Origin of the sequence: Catenulispora sp. MAP12-49 (genome assembly GCF_041262705.1) — a bacterium.
In the GTDB taxonomy this organism is placed as follows: Bacteria; Actinomycetota; Actinomycetes; order Streptomycetales; family Catenulisporaceae; genus Catenulispora.
The window spans coordinates 58,914-78,562 of the sequence record NZ_JBGCCP010000035.1; the positions used below are offsets into that span (position 1 = coordinate 58,914).

Consider the following 19,649-nt stretch of genomic DNA (forward strand, 5'->3'; position numbering starts at 1 on the left):
CCTGCCGCGAACCGGCCCCGCCGTGGAGAACCACAGGGAGCAACACGAACGTGGCAGTACTCGACATCACCGACGACGGTTTCGCGCTCGACGGTCGGCCCTTCCGGATCGTCTCCGGCGGCCTGCACTACTTCCGAGTCCACCCGGCGCAGTGGTCAGACCGCCTGCGCAAGGCCCGCCTGATGGGCCTGAACACCATCGACACCTACGTGCCGTGGAACCTGCACGAGCGGCGCCCCGGCACCCTGGACTTCACCGGCATCCTGGACCTGGCCCGCTTCCTGGACCTCGCCGCCGCCGAGGGTCTGCACGTACTGCTGCGGCCCGGGCCCTACATCTGCGGCGAGTGGGAGGGCGGCGGCCTGCCGTCGTGGCTGCTGGCCGACCCGGAGCTGCGGCTGCGCAGCACCGACCCGGCGTTCCTGCGGGCGGTCGAGGGCTTCCTCGACGCGCTGATGCCCATCGTGCTGCCACGGCTGGGAACACACGGCGGGCCGATCATCGCCGTACAGGTCGAGAACGAGTACGGGGCGTACGGCTCCGACACCGCCTATATGGAACGGCTGCAAGAGGCACTGACATCGCGGGGCATCGACGTGCCCTTGTTCACCTCCGACCAGCCCGGCGACCTCGGCGACGGCGCCCTGCCCGGAGTCCTGGCCACCGCCAACTTCGGCGGCAAGGTGACCGCCTCGCTGGCCGCACTGCGCGCGCAGCAGCCGACCGGACCGCTGATGTGCACAGAGTTCTGGAACGGCTGGTTCGACCGCTGGGGCGGCATCCACGCACAGCGCTCGGCCGAGGACGCCGCCGCCGCGCTGGACGAGATGCTCCAGGCAGGGGCGTCGGTCAACTTCTACATGTTCCACGGCGGGACGAACTTCGGATTCACGAACGGCGCCAACGACAAGGGCTCGTACCGGGCCACCGTCACGTCCTACGACTACGACTCGCCGCTGGACGAGGCCGGCGACCCGACGGAGAAGTACCGCCGGTTCCGGTCCATCATCGGCAAGTACGAGAGCCTGCCGGAGGAGGAGGTTCCTGAAGCCTCCCCGAAGCTGGGGCCGGTCTCGGTGGACCTGACCGGGCGCGCGCCGTTGTTCGACCCGGCAGCCTTGGCCGTCCTCGGCGAGTCTCAGGACTCTGAGACGCCGCTGACGATGGAGCAGCTGGGCCAGGACTTCGGGTTCGTGCTCTACGAGGCCCGCCTTCCCGCCGCGGGCCCGGTGACCCTGGCCTTCGAGCAGATCGGCGACCGCGCGCAGGTGTTCGTCGACGGCCAGCCGGTCGGCGTGCTGGAACGCGAGCGGCACGAGCACGTGGTGGCCTTCACGGTGCCGCGCGACGGGGCCCAGCTGCGGGTGCTGGTGGAGAACCAGGGCCGGGTGAACTACGGCTCCAAGCTCGCCGATCGCAAGGGCCTGATAGGCGCGGTCGACCTGGACGGCGTGCCGCTCACCGGCTGGACCTCACGCCCGCTGACCCTGGACGACCTGTCCGGCCTGACCTTCGCCGAGACCGGCGGCGCGGTGGTCGGCCCGTGCTACCACCGGGGCGAGTTCCACCTCGACGCCGGCGCGGACACCTACCTGCACCTGGACGGCTGGACCAAGGGCCTGGCCTGGATCAACGGCTTCAACCTGGGCCGCTACTGGTCGCGCGGCCCGCAGGGCTCGCTGTACGTCCCGGGCCCGCTGCTGCGCCCCGGTGCGAACGAGCTGATCGTGCTCGAACTGCACGGAACCCGGACGGGACGGGCCGAGCTGCGGCCGGTGCCGGAGCTGGGGCCGACGGAGGAGTGAGGCCGGCAGGGGAGTAAGACCGGTGGGGCCGCCGCTTGTGAGGGAGCGGCGGCCTTGCCATGTCACGGTGGTAGATCGCGCCTCCTGCGCGCCGGCGGCCTGAGCGGCGGACGTCAGTGCGGTCGGCGCGTGCTCGACCAGGTCCCGCAGCCGGTCGAAGGCCTTGGCCTCGGCGTCCAGGCGGGCGTTGGCGCGGTCGCAGCGTTCGATGATCTCCGCGAGCATCCGGCGCTGCGTCGGCTCGTCCTCCGGGATGTCGTCGTCCAGCGCCTGCCGGACCCGGAACGCGGCCATCAGGTCGGCCTTGGCCTCGGCCAGCGCGTCGGTGAAGGGGGCCGCCGCCTCGTCGCCGAACTCCGCACTGGCGAAACCGAGTTCCTCCTCGCTGGTACGCACCGCGTCGTCGGTGGCGACCAACGCGTGCTTGGCCGAGGCGTCCAGCTCCTTGATCGACTTGATCGACGCCACCCCCGCAGGTCCCCGTGATCGGGTCTGCCGCCGCGACCGCGAGTACGTGTAGAAGCCTGCCGCCGCGATCGCCCCGACGACCACCACGGATCCGGCGATCCACCCTGCGGTGTCCGAGGACGAGGCCGCCGGATCGGGATGCCCCGGTGTGACATCGACGGTCGGCACCGGCAGCCCGGCCACCACCGCCCCGATCCCGTCCGCCGCGCCGATCGCCGCCCCGGCCCAGTCGTTCTGCCGCAGCGCGGGCTCGACCGCGGAGGACGCGACCAACGCCAGCTGCGACGGGGTCACGCCGGAGTCGGTGTCGGTGGAGTACCCGTACTGACGCGCGTGGGTGGCGATGGCCAGCAGGACGTCGTGCAGCCCCAGGCCGTTCCTCGTCGCGGTCTCGTTCGCCCAGTTGCCCGGGGTCTTGCCGGAGAAGTCACGGACGTAGGCCACGAACAGCTGGATCCCGCGCTGCGCGTCGAGCTGGGCCAACGCGGCCGTGACCTCGTCACGCCGGTTGCCGAGGGCGTTGACCTTGTCGGTGATCTGCCCGACCCGGTCCAGCTGGATCGGGGCATCAGCTTGGACCGCACCCACGCTCCACCCGGCCGACGCACCGAGCAGCAGCAACGCCAAGGCGGCGAAACGGCAGACGACCACCCGCACCCGTGCCGCCCTGGCCATCGCCGGCCTCTCCCGTGCTCGGACGGTGCCCGCTGCCCCGTCGATCGACCGTAGGCAGCCCCCGCGCGGGGCCGCGACCGCGCCGAACCCGTTCGGAGCAATCCCGGCACGAACGGAGCAACCGGATTTGATCTTGGGAGAACGCCGTTGCAAGTCTGAGCGCTCCGTCTATCGAGGGAAGGGCTCTCTACCCATGGCCGATCTCCGTCCCCGTACTCGACGCACCGCCGCCGTCGCCCTCGCGGCCACCGGCATCCTGGTCCCCGCCGCCATCGCCTCGGCCGCGACCGTGACGCACAAGAGCACGAACCACAGCCGGATCACGAACACCAGTCAGAGCACGAACAACAGCCAGCACCTGCCGGTCCAGAGCGTCAACGGCTACGACGCCGCCTGCGGCCCGGCCGCCGACATCCAGGCCATGACCATGGCCCTGGGCATGGTCGGCCTCGGCAACGTCGCGCTCTACACCGGCCCCGGCCGCACCGGCAGCGGCTGCGACGTGATCACCGGCAACGGCCTGCCGATCGGCACCGACTTCCAGATCAGGGGCCTGAAGGCGGCCAACGTCGAGAACAACACCGACGAGCCGGTGGCCGTCTACTCCGACCAGACCGACGACCTCGACGCCGTCGTACCGGCCGGCACGGACAGCGACATCGCTCCGGTCGACGTGAACTTCGCCGCCTACCCGCAGGGCAGCACCCCGCCGCCGGACGACAGGGGCCTGATTCCCACCGCGGTCTTCCAGTTCCCGAAGGGCTGAGCCCGGGCGCGACACTGTAGCCACCGCCCTCGGCCCGGCCGGCGCTTGCCGACCGGACCGAGGGCGCTTCAGTGCCGGTTCACTCCGCGCCGGAACCGGTGTTCAGCACCGGCTGCACATGCTGCTCGCTGCACAGCACCACGAGCAGGTTCGACACCAGCTTCGCCTTGTGGTCGTCGTCCAAGGTCACGCCGCCCCGCTCGCCGAGGTGGTCCAGCGCGGAGTCGATCATCCCCAGCGCGCCCTCCACGATCTTCGCCCGCGCCCCCACGACCGCGTCGGCCTGCTGGCGCCGCAGCATGTTCCCGGCGACCTCGGGCGCGTAGGCGATGCGGCGCAGCCGCACGTCGGTGACCACTATCCCGGCCGGGACCAGCCGTTCTCCCAGCTCCGCGCGCAGCGCCTCGGCCACCGCCCCGGGGTCGCCGCTGAGCGAGAGCCGCTGCTTGCCGTGGCTGTCGTAGGGGAAGCGGCTGGCCGTGTGGTGCAGCGCGGCCTGGGTCTGCAGGGCGACGAAGTCGTCGTAGTCCAGGACGTCGAACACCGCCTTGGCGGTGTCCTGCACCTGCCACACGACCATCGCCGACACCTCGACCGGGTTGCCGTCCATGTCGTTGACCTTCTGGTACTCGCTGTCGTTCGTGCGGATCTTCAGCGAGACCCGGGCCTTGTGCGCCAGCGGGTTGACCGCGTACCAGCCGGGCTTGCGCAGCGTCCCGGAGTACTTGCCGAGCCGGGTCAGCACGATCGCCTCGTTCGGCCGCACCACGACCGGCGAGCGGAACAGGAACAGTCCCAACGGCGGGAACACCAGACAGATCAACGCCGGCAGGAACCCCACGATCCCCGGCGCATGCCACGCCCGCTTCTCCAACGACCCCACAGCACACCCTCCCCATTGGTCGCGCAGGACACTGCGGTCCTGCTCGAATCGCGCCACTATAGCCCGGCGCGTATGCGACGGATCAGGGCTCACCTAAAACGCTTCAGAGTTTCGCGAGTCCATGCCCGCCTCTTGACACACCGTGGAGGCGGGAGCATATTCACCTCACTGAAACGCTTTATCTGCCACCCTCACCCAGCAAGGGAGCCTGATCGACGATGCGCGGATCCAGTTCGAGGTGGAAGGCCCTGCTCGCCACCGGCGCGCTGACGCTGACGTTCGCCGGCATGGCGGGCGTCGCGCAGGCCGCCCCCGGCAAGGCCGCTGCCGCCAAGAAGGGCCCGATCTCCGTGGCGTACGTGGAGGTCAACAACAACAGCATGCTGAACGTCGGCAAGTACAAGCTGGCCAACGGCGGCGCCAACGTCTTCGACATCGCCGTCATCTTCGCCGCCAACATCAACTACGACGGCACCAACGCCCAGCTGTACTTCAACCCGCAGGTGCAAAGCGTCCTGGACAACGCCGCGACCCAGATCAAGCCCCTGCAGGCCAAGGGCATCAAGGTCGAGCTGTCGATCCTGGGCAACCACCAGGGCGCCGGCTTCGCCAACTTCCCGTCGCAGTCCGCCGCCGCGGCTTTCGCGAAGCAGCTGTCGAACGCCGTCACCAAGTACGGCCTGGACGGCATCGACTTCGACGACGAGTACGCCGACTACGGCACCAACGGCACCGGCCAGCCCAACGCCAGCTCCTTCGTGTACCTGGTCCAGGCGCTGCGCAACGACATGCCGAACAAGCTCATCACCATGTACGACATCGGCCCGGCGGCCTCCAGCCTGACCTACAACGGCACCGACGTCGGCCCGCTGTTCAACTACGCGTGGAACCCGTACTACGACTCGTGGAACGTCCCGGACATCAACCTGCCGAAGAGCAAGCTGTCCCCGGCGGCGATCGATGTCACCTCGACGCCGTCCAGCGACGCGGCGAGCCTGGCGCAGCAGACGGTCAACGGCGGCTACGGCGTCTTCATGACCTACAACCTGGGCGCTACGGATATCCACAGCTACATATCCAGCTTCACGAAGGTCCTCTACGGCAGCAAGGCCGTATACAGCGGCTGACAAAGCAGGCTCAGCAGAACCCTCATCTCGCGGCGCGGGCTCCCAGGCGGGAGAGCCCGCGCCGCGGCTCTTTCGTGAGCCGGAGTCTGGCCTGGCACGCCCGTTCGGCCCTCCCGCCCGTTCTACCTCTCGGGCAGCAAATGCCGTAGATCAGCCAGATTCAGCGCCGGACCGCTCAACGGCGGCGCCGCCGGGTCGGCCCGCAGACCCGCGATGAGCAGATCGGCATGACGGTGGGCCAGGGCCTGCTGGGCCTGCGCGGTGAACGGCCCCGGCAGCCGCTGCGAGAAGCGCACGACGAGCAGGCCGATGTCGGCGAACGCCGCGTCCTCGCGCAGCCGGCCGGCCTTGCGCGCGGTCTCCAGCAACTCCTCGATCAGGCGCGCCGAGGTCGTGCGCGCCTCCTTGATCTGCGGTTCGTCCATGTCGATCGCGCCCATCAAGGCCGGGATCACCGCGGAGGTGCGCAGGTCGATGACCGCGTGGATGTAGGCCGCCAGGGCGTCCAGCGGGTCCTCGTGGTCGCGCCGGGCCTGCCGCACCGCCTCGATCGTCGAGGTCAGCGCATGGAGCACCACGGCGTGCATCAGGGTGCCGCGGTCGGCGAAGTGCCGGTAGAGCGTGGCGATGCCCACGTCGGCGCGTCGGGCGATCTCCTCCAGCGACGCCTCCGGTCCGCGTTCCACGAACACGTCGCGGGCCTCGGTCATCAGCCGCTCTCGATTGCGGCGCGCGTCGGCTCGCATGCGGGCCCCTTCCGGTCAAGGTCAAGCCCGGTCAAGCCTACCAGTAGACGGAGGGAAGCCCTTCGCTTAGTATCGGAGGGAACCCCTTCGTTTATCCGGGTTCACTCGGAGGCGCTCTATCCGGAGGTGCCGACCATGACCGCCACCACGACAGACCGGGACGTCGCAGCACGCCCGGACCGCAGCCGGCTGATCCTGGGTGTCATCGCGTCCGCCCAGCTCATGACCGCCCTCGACGCGACCATCGTGAACATCGCGCTGCCCTCGGCCCAGCGCGCGCTGGGCTTCGGCGACGCCCAGCGCCAGTGGGTCGTCACCGCCTACACCGTGTGCTTCGCCGGCCTGCTGCTGTTCGGCGGCCGGGTCGCCGACCTGTTCGGGCGCCGGCGGACCTTCCAGCTCGGGCTGACCGGGTTCGGACTGTCCTCGCTGCTGGCCGGGCTGGCCCCCTCGCTCCCGGTGCTCGCCGCCGGCCGCGCGCTGCAAGGCGCGTTCGCCGCGCTGATCACCCCGAGCGTGTTGTCGCTGCTGGCGGTCACGTTCACCGAGGCCAGGCAGCGGGCCCGGGCGTTCGCCGTCTACGGCGCGGTGGCCAGCAGCGGGGCCGCGCTGGGACTGCTGCTCGGCGGGATCCTCACCGAGTACCTGGGATGGCGCTGGTGCCTGTTCGTCAACGTCGTCCTGGCGGTCGTAGTACTCGCGGTGGGTCGTGCCGTGCTGCCCGACCAGCCCGGTACGGCCGTCGGCGGCCTCGACGCCGTCTCTGCTGTGCTGGCCACCGGGGGACTGGCCGCCGTGGTGCTCGGGTGCGGGCAGGCGGCCCGGGACGGCTGGTCCTCGCCGGTCGTGATCAGTGCCCTGATGGGGGGAGTGACGCTGCTCGCGGCGTTCGCCGTGCGGCAGAGACGGGTGCCGGATCCCATGCTGCCGCTGCGGATTCTCGCCGACCGCGACCGGGCCGCCGCGTGTGTGGCGGTCGGCACCGCGGTGGTCGGGGCGTTCGGGATGTTCCTGATGCTGACGTACCACCTGCAAGAGGTGCTGCGCTATTCGCCGGCGCGCGCCGGGGCCGCGGTGCTGCCGATGGCACTGGCCAACGCCGTCAGCGGCTACCAGTTGGGGAACCGGCTGATGCTGCGCGTCGCGCCGCGCTTCCTGATCGCCGGCGGCCTGCTCGTCGCCGCTGCGGGGCTGTTCCTGATGACCCGGCTGACTCCAGGCAGCGGCTACCTCGTGCCGATCCTGCCGGCCGAGATCCTGGTCGGCACCGGCATGGGGATGCTGTTCCCGCCCTCGTTCCAGCTCGCCATCCGCGGGGTGACCCATCGCGACGCGGGTATAACTTCCGCTGTCGTCAATGCCGCGACTCAGGTTGGCAGTTCGGTCGGCACCGCGGTCCTGAACTCGCTGGCGGTCGGCGCGACCGCCGCGTATCTCCTCTCCCACCCGACCACCGCACCGGGCCGTCAGGCCGCGCTCGTCCACGGCTACGCCACGGCGATCGCGTGGGCCGCCGGACTGCTCGCCGCCATGGCCGCGGCGATGCTGGTAATGATCCGTTCAACCCAGGAGAAGAAATGAGCATCCAGCTGAACCACACGATCGTCCGGGCCCGCGACAAGCACGCCTCGGCCGCCTTCCTCGCAGGCATACTCGGGCTGGAAGTCAGCCCCGACTTCGGCCGGTTCGCGCCGGTCGCGGTTGCCAACGGCGTGACGCTGGACTACATGACCGCCGCCGACCCGCAGCCGCAGCACTACGCCTTCCTGCTCGACGACGAGGAGTTCGACGCCGCCTTCGCCCGCATCCAGGAGCAGGGGCTGGACTACTACGCCGAGCCCGGCGGCGACGGACACGGGCAGATCAACACCCGCTGGGGCGGCCGCGGGGTGTACTTCGACGACCCCGACGGCCACGCCATGGAGATCCTCACACGGGCACCGTGATCCCGCGCCCGATGCTCACACGGTGACCCCGGTGACTTCGGTGCTCACACGGTGACCTCGGGCTCGCGCACGTCGGTGATGAACATGTGCCCCGGCGCGTGGGTGATGGCGAACGGCATGCGCGAGGCGACCACCGCCGCCTGCAAGGTCACCCCGCAGGCCCAGAAAGTGGGGACATCCCCACTTAGCATCTCCGGCGGATCCCCGAAGTCGGGCCGCGCCAGATCCCTGATGCCGAGCTCCTCCGGAGCGCCGACGTGCACCGGCGCACCGTGCGAGGCCGGCATCAGGGCCGTGATCCGCGACGCGGCCTCCACCAGCTCCGCCGGCACCGGACGCATCGAGACCACCAGCCGACCGTGCACCCGGCCCGCCGGCCGGCACTCGCGGTCGGTCCGGTACATCGCGACATTCCGCCCCGGGTAGCGCCACGGCACCCCGGCACCTGTCAGAGCACTGTCGAAGCCGAAGCTGCACCCCGTCAGGAACGCCACCGAGTCCTCACGCCACACATGCGTCACATCGGCGGGCTCCTCAACCAGCCGCCCATCACGCCACACGCGGTACAACGGCAGATCGCTCCGCAGGTCGGACCCGACCCCCAGCGGCGTACGACGCGCCCCGACATCGGTGACATCGAGCACCGGACACGGCCCGGGATTGCGATGCACGAACAGCAGCACATCAAACGCCCACTCCACCGGCACCACCAACAGGTTCGCCTGCCGAAACCCAGGCGCCAGCCCAGACGTCGGTCCGCCGCCCCCCGCACGGAACCCGGCGCGCAACTCGGCCGGTGATTCGGGCATACCGGCACGCTAAGCCGATCCGCGGCGGTGTACAACACGGTGCGGGGCGCGGTGCTCCTCACTCCGGATACCCCAGCTGCACGTCGTGCCGGCTGTCGATGCGCGCGTCCACGCGCACCGCGCTGGCGACCGGCGGGTAGCCGCTGGCGATGAGGGTGTACTCGCCGGCGTCGAGGTCGGCGAAGGCGTAGGAGCCCTCGGGGTCGCTGTCGGCGGTGGCCACGACGTTGCCGGCGCCGTCCATCAGCATTACGCGGGCGTCGGCGAGGGGGGAGTCGGTGGACCAGGCTCGGACTGTGCCGATCAGTCTTACCGCCGGGTGGAGTTCGAGGTCGGTGCGGGTGGTGCCGTGGCCGTCGATGGTGATCGACTGGGCGCCGGGGCGGTGGCCGATCGCGTTCACGGCCAGAGTGAGGGGGCCGACCGGCAGGTCGCGGAAGGTGTGGGTGCCGTCCTCGCCGGTGCGGCGGCTGGTGAGGAGGTCGCCGGCGGGGTTGGTGAGCATCAGGGTGGCGCCGCCGATGCGGGTGCCGTCGGTGGCGCGGACCGTCACGGCCAGGCGGCCGCGTTCGGCCAGGGCGATGTCGTGGCGGACGCTGCGTTCGCGGGCGGTGATGGTCGAGGCCTCTGGTTCGCGGCCGTCGGCGGCGACGATCAGCACGTAGGTGCCGACGCGCGGTACGCCGAGCTGGTAGCCGCCGTCGGCGCCGCTGCGGGCGCGGCCCACCTGCCGGCCCTGCGGTGACACCGCGGTGATCACGGCCATCGGCATCGGGGCGCCGTCGCGGTCGCGGACCCGGCCGTGGATGAGTACGCCGTCGCCGTTGTACGCGCCGGGCAGGTGGGCCTGACCCTGGCCCTGGTGGCCGATGGTGGACTGGCCGTAGGCGAAGTCCGGCGTCGGCGGCTGCGGGCTCATGGCCGGGACTGCGTCGTGCATGGGGAGCCGGAGCTCCGTGGGTTCCGGGGAGACGGCATCCACCAACTCGGCATTTGTGGCCTGGCCTACGGATTCGGCCCCGGTGTTAGTCACCAGGGGAACGCCGACACGGAAGCTGATCATGACGAACGACACCACCGCCGAGGCGAGCATCAACCCGGCGGCCCACCAGAACGCCGTGATGTACCCGTGCACCTGGGCCTGCGTGTGCAGCATCGCAGCCTGCTGCGACGTCGGGTCCGCGACCGGGTGCGCGTCGGTGTAGCGGCGGGTGGCGCTCAGGGCCAGCGTGCTCAGCAGCGCGGTGCCGACCGCACCGCCGACCTGCTGCGAGGTGTTGACCATGGCCGAGGCCACGCCGGCGTCGCGCGGGTGCACGCCGCCGGTGGCGACGTTCATCGCGGGCATGAACGCGCAGCCCATGCCCAGGCCCAGCGCGATGATGCCGGGCAGGATCCAGGTGTGGTACGAGCCGCCGACGGTGATCCGGGTCAGCGAGAGCATGCCGGCCGAGCCGAGCAGGAAGCCCGGCGGCATCAGGTAGCGCGGCCGGACCCGGGTCATCAGGCGCGCGCTGATCTGCGTCGCGCCGATCAGCATGCCGCCGACCATCGGCAGGAACGCCGCGCCGCTGCGGATCGGCGACATCCCCCGCACCGCCTGCAGGTAGTACGTCAGGAACAGGAAGGCCCCGAACATCCCGATGATCGCCAGCCCGAGCGAGAGGTACGCGCCGCCCCGGTCGCGGTTCCATACCACGCGCAGCGGCAGCAGCGGAGCCTTGGACACCGCCTCGACGATGACGAACAGGACCAGCGCGGCCCCCGCGGCGATCAGCAGGCTGATGGTGATGCGGGCGTTCCATCCGTCGGACTCGGCGCGCGAGAGCCCGTAGACCAGGCTGCCGAGCCCGCCGGTCACCAGGAAGATGCCCAGGAAGTCCAACCGCCCGTGGTCGCGGTGGCGCGCCGGCTCGCGCACCGTCATCGCGGCCCCGGTGAACGCGATGATCGCGAACACGACGTTGACGAGCATCGTCCAGCGCCAGCTCAGGTACTGCGTCAGCAGCCCGCCGAGCATCAGCCCGACCGCGGCGCCGCCGCCGGCGATCGACCCCCAGATGCCGAACGCCTTGGCCCGCTCGGCCGGAGCCGTGAACATCACCGTAACCAGCGACAGCGCCGACGGTGCGAGCATCGCCCCGAAGCAGCCCTGCAACGCCCGCGCGCCGAGCAGCATCCCGGTGTCGACGGCGGCCCCGCCGAGTGCCGAGGCCAGCGCGAACCCGATGACGCCGACCTGGAACGTCCGCTTGCGCCCGAGCCGGTCGGCCAGCCGCCCGCCGAACAACAACAGGGCGCCGAACGGCAGCGCGTAGGCGGTGACCACCCACTGCCGGTCCGCATCGGAGAAGCCCAGATCGCGCTGCGCCGAGGGCAGCGCGATGTTCACCACGGTGCCGTCGAGCACCACCATGAGCTGCGCCAGGCCGACGAAGGCCAGCGCCTTCCAGCGGCGGGGATCCACGAACGACGCGGCGGCGGGGTTGGTTGAGGACATGGGGAGTTACACCTAACGGAACAACTGCTGGGAAATATCGAGGATGTGAGCACGAGGGGGCGTCACATGGAAATTCGCAATGAAAGTGCGAGCAGTGCGAGACGGCCGCGCCTCAGCGGCTTATTCGCGCATTGTCGTGTCGCTGACGTGTGGCGCGGGACTTGACGACGTACATCCGCACCACCTTGTCCAATACGAAACGGCTCCGTACCACAATAGTGGATGAGGGGTTTATTGACGAACTCTGAGATAGTGGCGCAAGCCGCCTCGGGGCACTTGTTCGTGTGGATCTTGCTCAAACGGAACGGTTGACAGGCGGGACCGCGGAGATCACGCTCACGCGGTGACGCCTGCCGACGCACTGAATAAGAACCGTGACTTCCTCCGCTACTGGTCCGCCGGGGCCGTTTCGGAACTCGGCACGGCGCTTTCCCTGATCGCGTTCCCGCTTCTGGTACTGGCGCTGGGTGACAACCTGGCGCAGGCCGGCGCGGTGGCCACGTGCTCGCTCGTCACCCGCCTTGTCCTTCGCCTACCCGGCGGCCTGTTGGCAGACCGGTGGAACCGGCGGACGTTGATGCTCGCCGGAGACGCCATCCGCATGCTGGCACTGGCCTCGATCCCGGTGGCCTCGGGGCTGGGGCACCTGACCTATCCGCAGTTGCTCGTCGTCGCGATCGTCGAGGGCGCGGCCACGGCGCTGCTGTTCGCTCCGGCATCCGGCATCGCGTTCCGGGACGTCGTGGCGAAGGAGCATCTGGCTGAGGCGATGAGCCGGACCCAGGCCACGGAGGGCGTCATCGCCATGGCGGGCCCCGCGCTCGGTGGTGCGCTCTTCGCGGTGGACAAGATTCTGCCCTTCACACTCGACTCGATCTCCTACGCCGTGTCGGCCGCGTTGTTGCTGAGCCTGCGGACCAAGCCTCCGGTGTCCACCGCGAAGCCGGCCGCCGACACCCGGGGCTGGAGCGCGGGCCTGCGCTGGATGCGGCGGCAGCCCGCGCTTCTCAGGGCCCTGTTCTTCGGGACCGTGGTCAACGTCGCAGGCACGGCCGCCGAGGTCGGCGTGGTGATCTCGCTGCGTTCCGCGGGGAGCGGCGCCACGGTGATCGGCGTGGTCATGGCGTGTGCGGGCGTCGGCGCCGTCATCGGGGCCCTGCTCGCGCCCAGGATCATCGGACGGATCCGGCCGGGCGCCTCGTTCGCGGTGGCGGGCGTGATCTGGACCGCCGGTCTCGCGGCCATCGCGGCGACCCGGGCGCCGTGGGTGGTGGGCCTGGCCCTGGTGGTGATGATCGGCATCACGCCGGTCGGCAACATCGCATTGGGCTCGGCCTTGGTCGGAGGGACGCCTCGCGAGTTGCTGGGCCGGGTGAACACCGCGGCCGGCACGTTGACCGGCGGCGTCGCGAGCTTCGGTCCGTTGATGGCGGGGCTGCTGCTTCAGGCTTTCAGTCCTCTGACAGCGTGGCTGGTGCTGGCTGCGTTGTGCGGACTGGGAACGGCGGTGTTCGCAGGCCCGCTGCTCCGGCTCACCGAACTGGTCGCCGTCCCCGCGGGGCAAGAAGCCTGACCGTTCCGCGTCCTTGATCGCTCTCTGTCGACCCCTGCCATACCGATCCGGCATGTGACTCGCCGGTATCCCCGGCGCGCCTCCCGCCCGTCACCGCAGCGTTGGATTCACGTGGATTCAATGCCTTGAATCCTGCCTACGGTCGCGTAGAATCCACAAAATGCCAAACGGTGCCTCGTGTGCCGGCCAGGGAGGGCATGGTGTCGACCCCAAGAGGTTTCCGGCGGCGGGGGCGCGGGCGGGTGGCCGCCGCGCTCGCCGTCGCCGTGGCGGGGTGTGTCGCGGCCGCGGCGCCCGCGCATTCGGCGTCCGCGCCGATCAAGGCTGCGAGCAGCGGCGGGAGTGCGTCGTCGTGGCTGCCTACGACGCCGGACCAGTGGCCGTTGGTCGTGGACGAGACGGTCTCGCCGAGCGTGACGCTCACCCACGGCGTGCAGCAGCACTCTGATCTGCTCAAGACCGTCGGCGGCGCACAGCGTGCGCAGGTGATGGATGTCGACCTCGCCGACCCCAACGTGCGGTTGGGTGTTGTGGAGTCCCACGACCACCTCACCGACACCGCGGACGAGGTCCCGTCGTCCATGGCGCACCGCACCGGCGCGGTCGCCGGGGTGAACGGCGACTTCTTCGAGATCTACGGCAGCGGCCGGCCGCTGGGCATGGTCGTCATCGACGGCGGCCTGGTCAAGAGCCCCGACCCGAGCTGGAACGCCGATCTGTGGGTGCGCCACGACGGCAGCATCGGCATCGGCACCGAGACCTACACCGGCACCCTGACCGACACCTCAGACACCTCAGACACCTCCAACGCGTCCGGCGCGCCCACCGCCGCGATCACCTCGGTCAACGCCGTGAACAGCCTGTCCGGCGACGCCATCGTGCGCGTCACCCCCGACCTCGGCACCCCCTCGCCGATCCCCGCCTCGACCGTCGTCGCCGGCCACCTGGACCCTGACGGCACAACGCTTGTCGTCGACGGTGTCACCTCCGGTGTGACCTCTCTGCCGCAACTGGCCAAGGGCACCGAGGACCTCGTCGGCTCCGGCAGTCGGGCCCAGTGGCTGTCGCAGAACGTGCACACCGGCGACCGGGTCGCGGTCAGCGAGAAGATCGGCCCCGACGCCGACGTCGAGCAGGGCCTGTCCGGCGGCGCGATCCTGGTGCAGAACGGCCAGCGCGCCGTGCCGTTGCAGGGCCCCGGCGAGAACAACGTCGACAACCCGGTCACCGCGGTCGGCGTCACCAGCGACGGCAAGCACGCGGTCTTCGCCGCCTTCGACGGCCACCAGAGCGAGGACGTCGCCCAGGGCCTGACCCGCCCGCAGATCGCCGGCTGGATGATGCAGCACGGCGCCTACAACGCCATCCTGTTCGACAGCGGTGGCTCCACCCAGATGGTCGGCCGCCTGCCCGGACAGACTCAGGCCTCTGTCCTGAACGTCCCCTCCGACGGCCACGAGCGCCCGGTCGCCAACGGCCTGTTCATCTACAGCACCGAGAAGGCCCCCGGCGCCGCGGTGAAGGCCGTCGTCAACGACGGCAAGCCGCTGACCGCGCTGGCCGGTACCACCGTCCCGGTCTCCGCCTACGCCCTGGACGCCGCCGACAACCCGGCGCGCGACGCCGCCTCGCTCAAGGTCTCACCCGGCAAGGCCGCCGGCGTTGATGGCAGCACCCTGACGTTCCCGCGCGCCGGCCACGGCGTCCTGCACATCACCGCCGGGCATGCGCACTCCACCGTCCCGCTGAACATCGTCGACCGCCTCGGCTCGCTGAGCCTCACCCCGGGGCAGGTCGATCTGGACAGCGGCGGGACCCAGCTGATCACCGCCTCGGCCACCGCGCCCGACGGCAGCGCCGTCGACCTTCCCGCCTCGGCGGTGAAGTGGAGTGTCGACCAGCCCGCGCTCGGCACCGTCGCCGCCGACGGCACGTTCACCGCCGCGGCCTCCGGCTCCGGCATGGTCACCGTCACGGCCAGCGCCGGCGGACGCAGCGCCACGGTCAGTGTCGCCGTCGGCCGTTCGACCACGAGCGTCGACCCGCTCACCGACACCTCGAAGTGGTCGATCACCGACGCGTACATGAACGTCTACCCGCGCAAGGTGCCCAGCCCCGGTTCGCAGAGCACCTCCGACGGCTCGATGACCTTCGACGCGGCCACCAAGGCCCAGCCCGGTGACGCGGGGTCCTTCGACATCCACTACAACTACCCGAACGTCAGCAAGACCCTCGACCTGAGTGTCTACCTCAACGACCCCGACAGCGAGCAGATCCCGCTGCTGAACGGCACCCAGGCCCCGATCGGGATCGGCGTGTGGGTCAAGGGCAACCCCGATCTGGCCTCGCGCCCCGGGGCCGGGCTCGCGCCGGGCATCGTCACGCTGAACGTCGGCATCTGGCAGTCCACGAACCAGCCGACCAGCTTCTACCCGACCGGCATCACCTTCGACGGCTGGCAGTACGTCGTGGCCCAGCTGCCGCCGGGCCTGCAGTACCCGCTGCGGGTCAACTACCTGGGCCTGGTCGTCATCAAGCCGGGTGCGAACCTGAGCGGCGACGTGCACCTGGCCGACCTGCAGGCCGTCTACTCCCCGCGCCCGCCGGTCCCGCCGACGTACACGGCGATCCCGAAGAACCCGTCCTGGCTGAAGTTCTCCGACGTCGGCTCGTTCAAGGCCGGCGGCTCGACCATCGCAGCCTTCGACGACGCGCACACCACCGCGGCCGGCACCACAGCCACCGGCACCGTGGCGATGCAGGCCATGCCGGGACTGCTGGCGAGCCTGCCGGCGGCCGCGAGGCCCTCGATGGTGCAGGCGCTCGGCGACATGTCCGACGACGGCCAGCTGCCGGACCTGACCAATCTCAAGACCCTGCTGGACGGTCTCGGGCTGCCCTACCACGACGCGGTCGGCAACCACGAGATAACCCAGGGCGCGACCCCGGAGAACGGCAACTTCGCCAGCGTGTTCGGGGCCACGCACTACGCCTACGACCAGGGCGCGGCGCGGGTCATCGTCACCGACAGCGGCCACATCGGCATCACCGCCTCGGACCCGTATCAGAACGTGGACACCGACGAGTCGCAGTACCTGTGGCTGGCGCAGCAGCTGACGCAGAACACGCAGAAGGTCGCGATCGTCACCACGCACGTCCCGGCCTACGACCCGCATCCCCGCGACGACAGCCAGTTCTCCGACCGCTACGAGGCCGAGATGTACGAGCGGCTGGTACAGCGCTACCAGCAGACGCATCCGGGCGTCCACGTGATGATGCTGTTCGGCCACGCCCGCGGCTGGGCCGAGGACGTGCGACTGCCGGACGGCACCGAGTCGCCGGACGGCATCCCGAACTTCGTCGTCGCCGACCTCGGCGCCCCGCCGTACGCGCCGCAGGACCAGGGCGGGTTCTACAACTACGGGCTGTTCAACGTGCTGCCCGACGGCACCGTGCAGTTCGCGGTGCAGCCGCTGCTGGCCTCGGTGGCGGTCACGGCGCCCTCGGCACAGCTGGCGCGCGGCACGACGGAGCAGCTGAGCGCGACCGGGACATCGCTGACCGGCACGGACGCCCCGGCGTTGCAGGTGCCGATCGCCGATCCGGTGTCGCGGCACTGGACGTCTTCGGACCCGCGCGTGGTCTCCGTCGACCCCGCCAGCGGCGTGGTGACGGCGCACTGCAAGGGGACCGCCACGGTCACCGTGACCGCCGGCGGCATATCAGGCACCACTTCCATCACAGTGAAGTAGTTCGACGAACAGGCGAGGTAGCGATGACGAGGGTTCCCAGCCGGAGGGGTTTCCTGGCGACGTCCGCGGGGCTCACGGCCGCGTTGGCCGGCGGCGGAGTGTTGATCGGCGGCGCGCCGGCCGCAGCGGCTGCGACTGCCGCGCCCGCTGGGAACCCGTCGTCGCCGCCGTGCGCCGGCGATCCCGCGCACCCCAAGCGGCAGCTGCGGGGTGTGTGGATCGCCAGTGTGTCGAACATCAACTGGCCCTCGGCCCCGGGCCTGAGCGTGGAGCAGCAGCAGGCTGAGTTGACCGGTCTGCTCGACGCGGCGGTCCGGATGCGGATGAACGCGGTCTACCTTCAGATCCGGCCCGCCGCGGACGCGCTCTACGACTCGCCCTACGAGCCGTGGTCGCAGTACCTGACCGGCACGCAGGGCCAGGACCCGGGGTACGACCCGCTGGCGTTCGCCGTCGCCGAGGCGCACAAGCGGAACCTGGAGCTGCACGCCTGGATGAACCCCTACCGCGTGTCCACACAACCGGATCCGGGCCAGTTGGTACCCACACACCCGGCGCGGGTGCACCCGGACTGGTGTGTGGAATACGGCGGGCAGCTGTACTACAACCCGGGCGTCCCGGCGGTCATGGACTTCGACGTCCAGGTGATCACCGATGTCGCGACCCGCTACGACATCGACGGCATCCACTTCGACGACTACTTCTACCCCTACCCGGTGGGCACGGCCGACTTCCCCGACGATGCCACCTTCGCCGCCTACGGCGCGGGCTTCCCCGACAAGGCGACGTGGCGCCGGGCCAACGTCGACAAGCTCGTCAGTACCCTGCAACGCGAGCTGCGCGCGGCCAAACCCTGGGTGAAGTGGGGGATCAGCCCCTTCGGCATCTGGCGCAACGCGGCCACCGACCCCTCCGGCTCGGCGACGAACGGGCTCCAGTCCTACGACGCGCTGTCCTCGGACACCCGGGGCTGGGTCCAGAAGGGCTGGCTGGACTACATCGCGCCGCAGCTGTACTGGAACATCGGCTTCCCGCCGGCCGCCTACGACGTCCTGGTCGACTGGTGGTCCAAGGTCGTGGACGGCACCGGTACGCAGCTGCTGATCGGCCAGACCGTCTCCAAGATCGGCACCTCCAGCCCGCCGGCGTGGCTGAACCCGGATGAGATGCCGAACCACCTGATCCTCAACCGGCAGTACCCGCAGGTCGCCGGCGACATCTTCTTCAACGTCACCAAGCTGCTCACCGACCCGCTGGGCTTCCAGACCCGGCTGATCGACGATCTGTATGAGTACCCGGCCCTGGTCCCGGAGATGGCACGGCATGCCGGCCCCGCCCCCGACCGCACGGCACTGACCGAGGCGAAGCCGACCGGAACCGGCACGCAGCTTCAGTGGCTGCACCTGGGACGCCCGCACGGCGTCGAGGCCGCGTACTACGCCGTGTACCGCTTCGACGGCCACCCGCCGCAGAGCGCCTGCGACTTCGCCGACGCCGAGAACCTGCTCGGCACGGTGCGGGCGGTGCCGCAGCTGTTCAACGGCTGGACGGACACCGCTGCCGTGGCCGGGAAGCAGTACTCGTACTACGTCACGGCGGTGGACCGGCTGCACCACGAGAGCGCGCCGAGCAATCCTCAGGTGGTGGGCTGGTAGGGCGCCGATCCCGCCGATCCTGTCGGTCAGTCAAGGCCTTCGATGATGCGGAAGTCACGCTCGACGGCGTCGGAGAGGACGGCCAGCGCCTTCTGGTAGGCCTCACTCTCCCGCGTCGCGACGGCCTGTTCGAAACTGTCGAACTCGATCAGAATGGTGCGCTCGGCGATGCCGGCGTCGTGGGCGACGACCCGAACGCCGCGGGAGAGAACCCGCCCGCCCCCGGCCTGGACGGCCGGACGGGCCAGCTCGTCGTAGGCAGCCAGCTTCTCGGGGTCTGAAATGGTGCGGTAGACGCTGACCCAGTAGCCCTTGGCCACGGAATACTCCAATGTTCGGAAAGAGCCCATCCGACTTCGAATTCACACTTCGGATCGATCTTATCCGAGCACCGCGGACAGCAGCTTGCGCTGCTCATCGTTGGCTTCCGGGACCTCGGCCAACGCGCTGATCAGTTCCTCCGCCGCTGCCTTGGCGCGCCGGGCCCTGCGGCTCAGCACGTCGATCTTGACGGTTGTCACTGTGGCGCCCATGACACACCCTCCCCGAGCCAGCCTTCTGTTTCCTGCCGTCGTGAGCCTAGCGTGCGACAATGAAGCGGTGATCACCGTCGCGCCCGAGCAGTTCGAGGAACTGGTCGGCGAAGCGCTGGACTCCATCCCGGAGGAGCTGGGACGGCACATCCGCAACGTCGCGGTCGTCGTCGAGCCCGAGGCGCCGTACCCGGGCCTGCTGGGCCTGTATGAAGGCGTGCCGCTGACCGGCCGCGGGGAGTGGTACTCCGGCGTGCTGCCGGACCGGATCAGCATCTACCGCGACCAGATCCTGAAGATCTGCGACAGCTACGAGGATGTCGTGCGCGAGGTGCGCACGACGGTGATTCACGAGGTGGGGCACCATTTCGGCATCGACGACGAGCGGTTGCACGAGCTCGGGTGGTGAGG

At 70.2% G+C, this 19,649-nt stretch carries 15 protein-coding genes and 2 pseudogenes; 9 read left to right on the forward strand and 8 right to left on the reverse strand.

Features of this window, described 5'->3' with window-relative positions:
• Positions 1 to 50 precede the first annotated feature (50 nt).
• Positions 51 to 1,805, forward strand: a complete 1,755-nt coding sequence (locus tag ABIA35_RS39840) for a beta-galactosidase family protein (RefSeq protein WP_370361378.1) — start codon at positions 51 to 53, stop codon at positions 1,803 to 1,805.
• A 714-nt stretch (positions 1,806 to 2,519) separates the two neighbouring features.
• On the opposite strand, the pseudogene ABIA35_RS39845 reads toward ABIA35_RS39840, so the two are convergent.
• Positions 2,520 to 2,948, reverse strand: a pseudogene (locus ABIA35_RS39845) (TPM domain-containing protein); the annotation flags it as partial.
• Between the two features lie 193 nt (positions 2,949 to 3,141).
• Here ABIA35_RS39845 and ABIA35_RS39850 point away from each other — a divergent pair.
• Positions 3,142 to 3,714 (forward strand): hypothetical protein, encoded by a 573-nt coding sequence (locus ABIA35_RS39850; protein ID WP_370361379.1) that lies wholly within the window; start codon positions 3,142 to 3,144, stop codon positions 3,712 to 3,714.
• A 79-nt stretch (positions 3,715 to 3,793) separates the two neighbouring features.
• Here ABIA35_RS39850 and ABIA35_RS39855 read toward each other — a convergent pair whose 3' ends face one another.
• Positions 3,794 to 4,597, reverse strand: coding sequence for an SPFH domain-containing protein (locus ABIA35_RS39855; RefSeq protein WP_370361380.1), 804 nt, complete (start codon positions 4,595 to 4,597; stop codon positions 3,794 to 3,796).
• Positions 4,598 to 4,815: 218 nt separating this feature from the next.
• Here ABIA35_RS39855 and ABIA35_RS39860 point away from each other — a divergent pair, with 218 nt between their 5' ends.
• The gene (locus tag ABIA35_RS39860; RefSeq protein WP_370361381.1) at positions 4,816 to 5,724 is read left to right on the forward strand and encodes an endo-beta-N-acetylglucosaminidase H; all 909 of its coding nucleotides are present in this window, start codon (positions 4,816 to 4,818) and stop codon (positions 5,722 to 5,724) included.
• A gap of 122 nt (positions 5,725 to 5,846) precedes the next feature.
• Here the strand turns inward: ABIA35_RS39860 and ABIA35_RS39865 are convergent, their stop codons facing one another.
• On the reverse strand, positions 5,847 to 6,470 hold the full coding sequence (locus tag ABIA35_RS39865; RefSeq protein ID WP_370334705.1) for a TetR/AcrR family transcriptional regulator: 624 nt from the start codon (positions 6,468 to 6,470) through the stop codon (positions 5,847 to 5,849).
• A 135-nt stretch (positions 6,471 to 6,605) separates the two neighbouring features.
• Here ABIA35_RS39865 and ABIA35_RS39870 point away from each other — a divergent pair, with 135 nt between their 5' ends.
• Together ABIA35_RS39870 and ABIA35_RS39875 are read left to right on the forward strand one after the other, a co-directional pair.
• Positions 6,606 to 8,051, forward strand: coding sequence for an MFS transporter (locus ABIA35_RS39870; RefSeq protein ID WP_370361382.1), 1,446 nt, complete (start codon positions 6,606 to 6,608; stop codon positions 8,049 to 8,051).
• Positions 8,048 to 8,416 (forward strand): VOC family protein, encoded by a 369-nt coding sequence (locus ABIA35_RS39875; RefSeq protein WP_370361383.1) that lies wholly within the window; start codon positions 8,048 to 8,050, stop codon positions 8,414 to 8,416. Before ABIA35_RS39870 ends, ABIA35_RS39875 begins: the two co-directional genes overlap by 4 nt.
• 44 nt (positions 8,417 to 8,460) lie before the next feature.
• Here the strand turns inward: ABIA35_RS39875 and ABIA35_RS39880 are convergent, their stop codons facing one another.
• The 3 genes and pseudogenes from ABIA35_RS39880 to ABIA35_RS39890 all read right to left on the reverse strand — a co-directional run.
• Entirely contained in the window at positions 8,461 to 9,225 is a 765-nt protein-coding gene (locus tag ABIA35_RS39880; RefSeq protein ID WP_370334699.1) for a putative hydro-lyase, read from the reverse strand.
• 58 nt (positions 9,226 to 9,283) lie between these two features.
• On the reverse strand, positions 9,284 to 10,288 hold the full coding sequence (locus tag ABIA35_RS39885; RefSeq protein ID WP_370361405.1) for a collagen binding domain-containing protein: 1,005 nt from the start codon (positions 10,286 to 10,288) through the stop codon (positions 9,284 to 9,286).
• Positions 10,280 to 11,725 (reverse strand): annotated as a pseudogene (locus ABIA35_RS39890) (MFS transporter); the annotation flags it as partial. The gene ABIA35_RS39885 and the pseudogene ABIA35_RS39890, both read right to left, overlap by 9 nt.
• Positions 11,726 to 12,068: 343 nt before the next feature.
• Here ABIA35_RS39890 and ABIA35_RS39895 point away from each other — a divergent pair.
• The 3 genes from ABIA35_RS39895 (at position 12,069) to ABIA35_RS39905 (ending at position 18,705) form a co-directional block, all read left to right on the forward strand.
• On the forward strand, positions 12,069 to 13,298 hold the full coding sequence (locus tag ABIA35_RS39895; protein WP_370361384.1) for an MFS transporter: 1,230 nt from the start codon (positions 12,069 to 12,071) through the stop codon (positions 13,296 to 13,298).
• A gap of 197 nt (positions 13,299 to 13,495) precedes the next feature.
• Positions 13,496 to 17,050, forward strand: coding sequence for a phosphodiester glycosidase family protein (locus tag ABIA35_RS39900; RefSeq protein WP_370361385.1), 3,555 nt, complete (start codon positions 13,496 to 13,498; stop codon positions 17,048 to 17,050).
• Positions 17,051 to 17,073: 23 nt separating this feature from the next.
• Complete coding sequence (locus ABIA35_RS39905; protein WP_370361386.1) at positions 17,074 to 18,705, forward strand: glycoside hydrolase family 10 protein; 1,632 nt, start codon at positions 17,074 to 17,076, stop codon at positions 18,703 to 18,705.
• Between the two features lie 26 nt (positions 18,706 to 18,731).
• Here ABIA35_RS39905 and ABIA35_RS39910 read toward each other — a convergent pair whose 3' ends face one another.
• Both ABIA35_RS39910 and ABIA35_RS39915 read right to left on the reverse strand, forming a co-directional pair.
• A complete protein-coding gene (locus ABIA35_RS39910) occupies positions 18,732 to 19,025 on the reverse strand; it encodes a DUF1330 domain-containing protein (protein ID WP_370361387.1) in 294 nt (97 codons plus the stop codon).
• A 60-nt stretch (positions 19,026 to 19,085) separates the two neighbouring features.
• The gene (locus ABIA35_RS39915; protein WP_370361388.1) at positions 19,086 to 19,238 is read right to left on the reverse strand and encodes a hypothetical protein; all 153 of its coding nucleotides are present in this window, start codon (positions 19,236 to 19,238) and stop codon (positions 19,086 to 19,088) included.
• Positions 19,239 to 19,305: 67 nt separating this feature from the next.
• Between ABIA35_RS39915 and ABIA35_RS39920 the strand changes: the two genes are divergently transcribed.
• The gene (locus tag ABIA35_RS39920; protein WP_370334689.1) at positions 19,306 to 19,647 is read left to right on the forward strand and encodes a metallopeptidase family protein; all 342 of its coding nucleotides are present in this window, start codon (positions 19,306 to 19,308) and stop codon (positions 19,645 to 19,647) included.
• Positions 19,648 to 19,649: the final 2 nt, after the last annotated feature.

Excerpts from the sequence above, each read along its gene's own strand:
- ABIA35_RS39880 (WP_370334699.1), bottom strand. The coding sequence starts at position 9,225 with ATGCCCGAATCACCGGCCGAGTTGCGCGCCGGGTTCCGTGCGGGGGGC.
- ABIA35_RS39860 (WP_370361381.1), top strand. The coding sequence starts at position 4,816 with ATGCGCGGATCCAGTTCGAGGTGGAAGGCCCTGCTCGCCACCGGCGCG.
- ABIA35_RS39885 (WP_370361405.1), bottom strand. The coding sequence starts at position 10,288 with ATGATCAGCTTCCGTGTCGGCGTTCCCCTGGTGACTAACACCGGGGCC.
- ABIA35_RS39915 (WP_370361388.1), bottom strand. The coding sequence starts at position 19,238 with ATGGGCGCCACAGTGACAACCGTCAAGATCGACGTGCTGAGCCGCAGG.
- ABIA35_RS39870 (WP_370361382.1), top strand. The coding sequence starts at position 6,606 with ATGACCGCCACCACGACAGACCGGGACGTCGCAGCACGCCCGGACCGC.
- ABIA35_RS39850 (WP_370361379.1), top strand. The coding sequence starts at position 3,142 with ATGGCCGATCTCCGTCCCCGTACTCGACGCACCGCCGCCGTCGCCCTC.
- ABIA35_RS39905 (WP_370361386.1), top strand. The coding sequence starts at position 17,074 with ATGACGAGGGTTCCCAGCCGGAGGGGTTTCCTGGCGACGTCCGCGGGG.
- ABIA35_RS39875 (WP_370361383.1), top strand. The coding sequence starts at position 8,048 with ATGAGCATCCAGCTGAACCACACGATCGTCCGGGCCCGCGACAAGCAC.
- ABIA35_RS39865 (WP_370334705.1), bottom strand. The coding sequence starts at position 6,470 with ATGCGAGCCGACGCGCGCCGCAATCGAGAGCGGCTGATGACCGAGGCC.
- ABIA35_RS39900 (WP_370361385.1), top strand. The coding sequence starts at position 13,496 with ATGGTGTCGACCCCAAGAGGTTTCCGGCGGCGGGGGCGCGGGCGGGTG.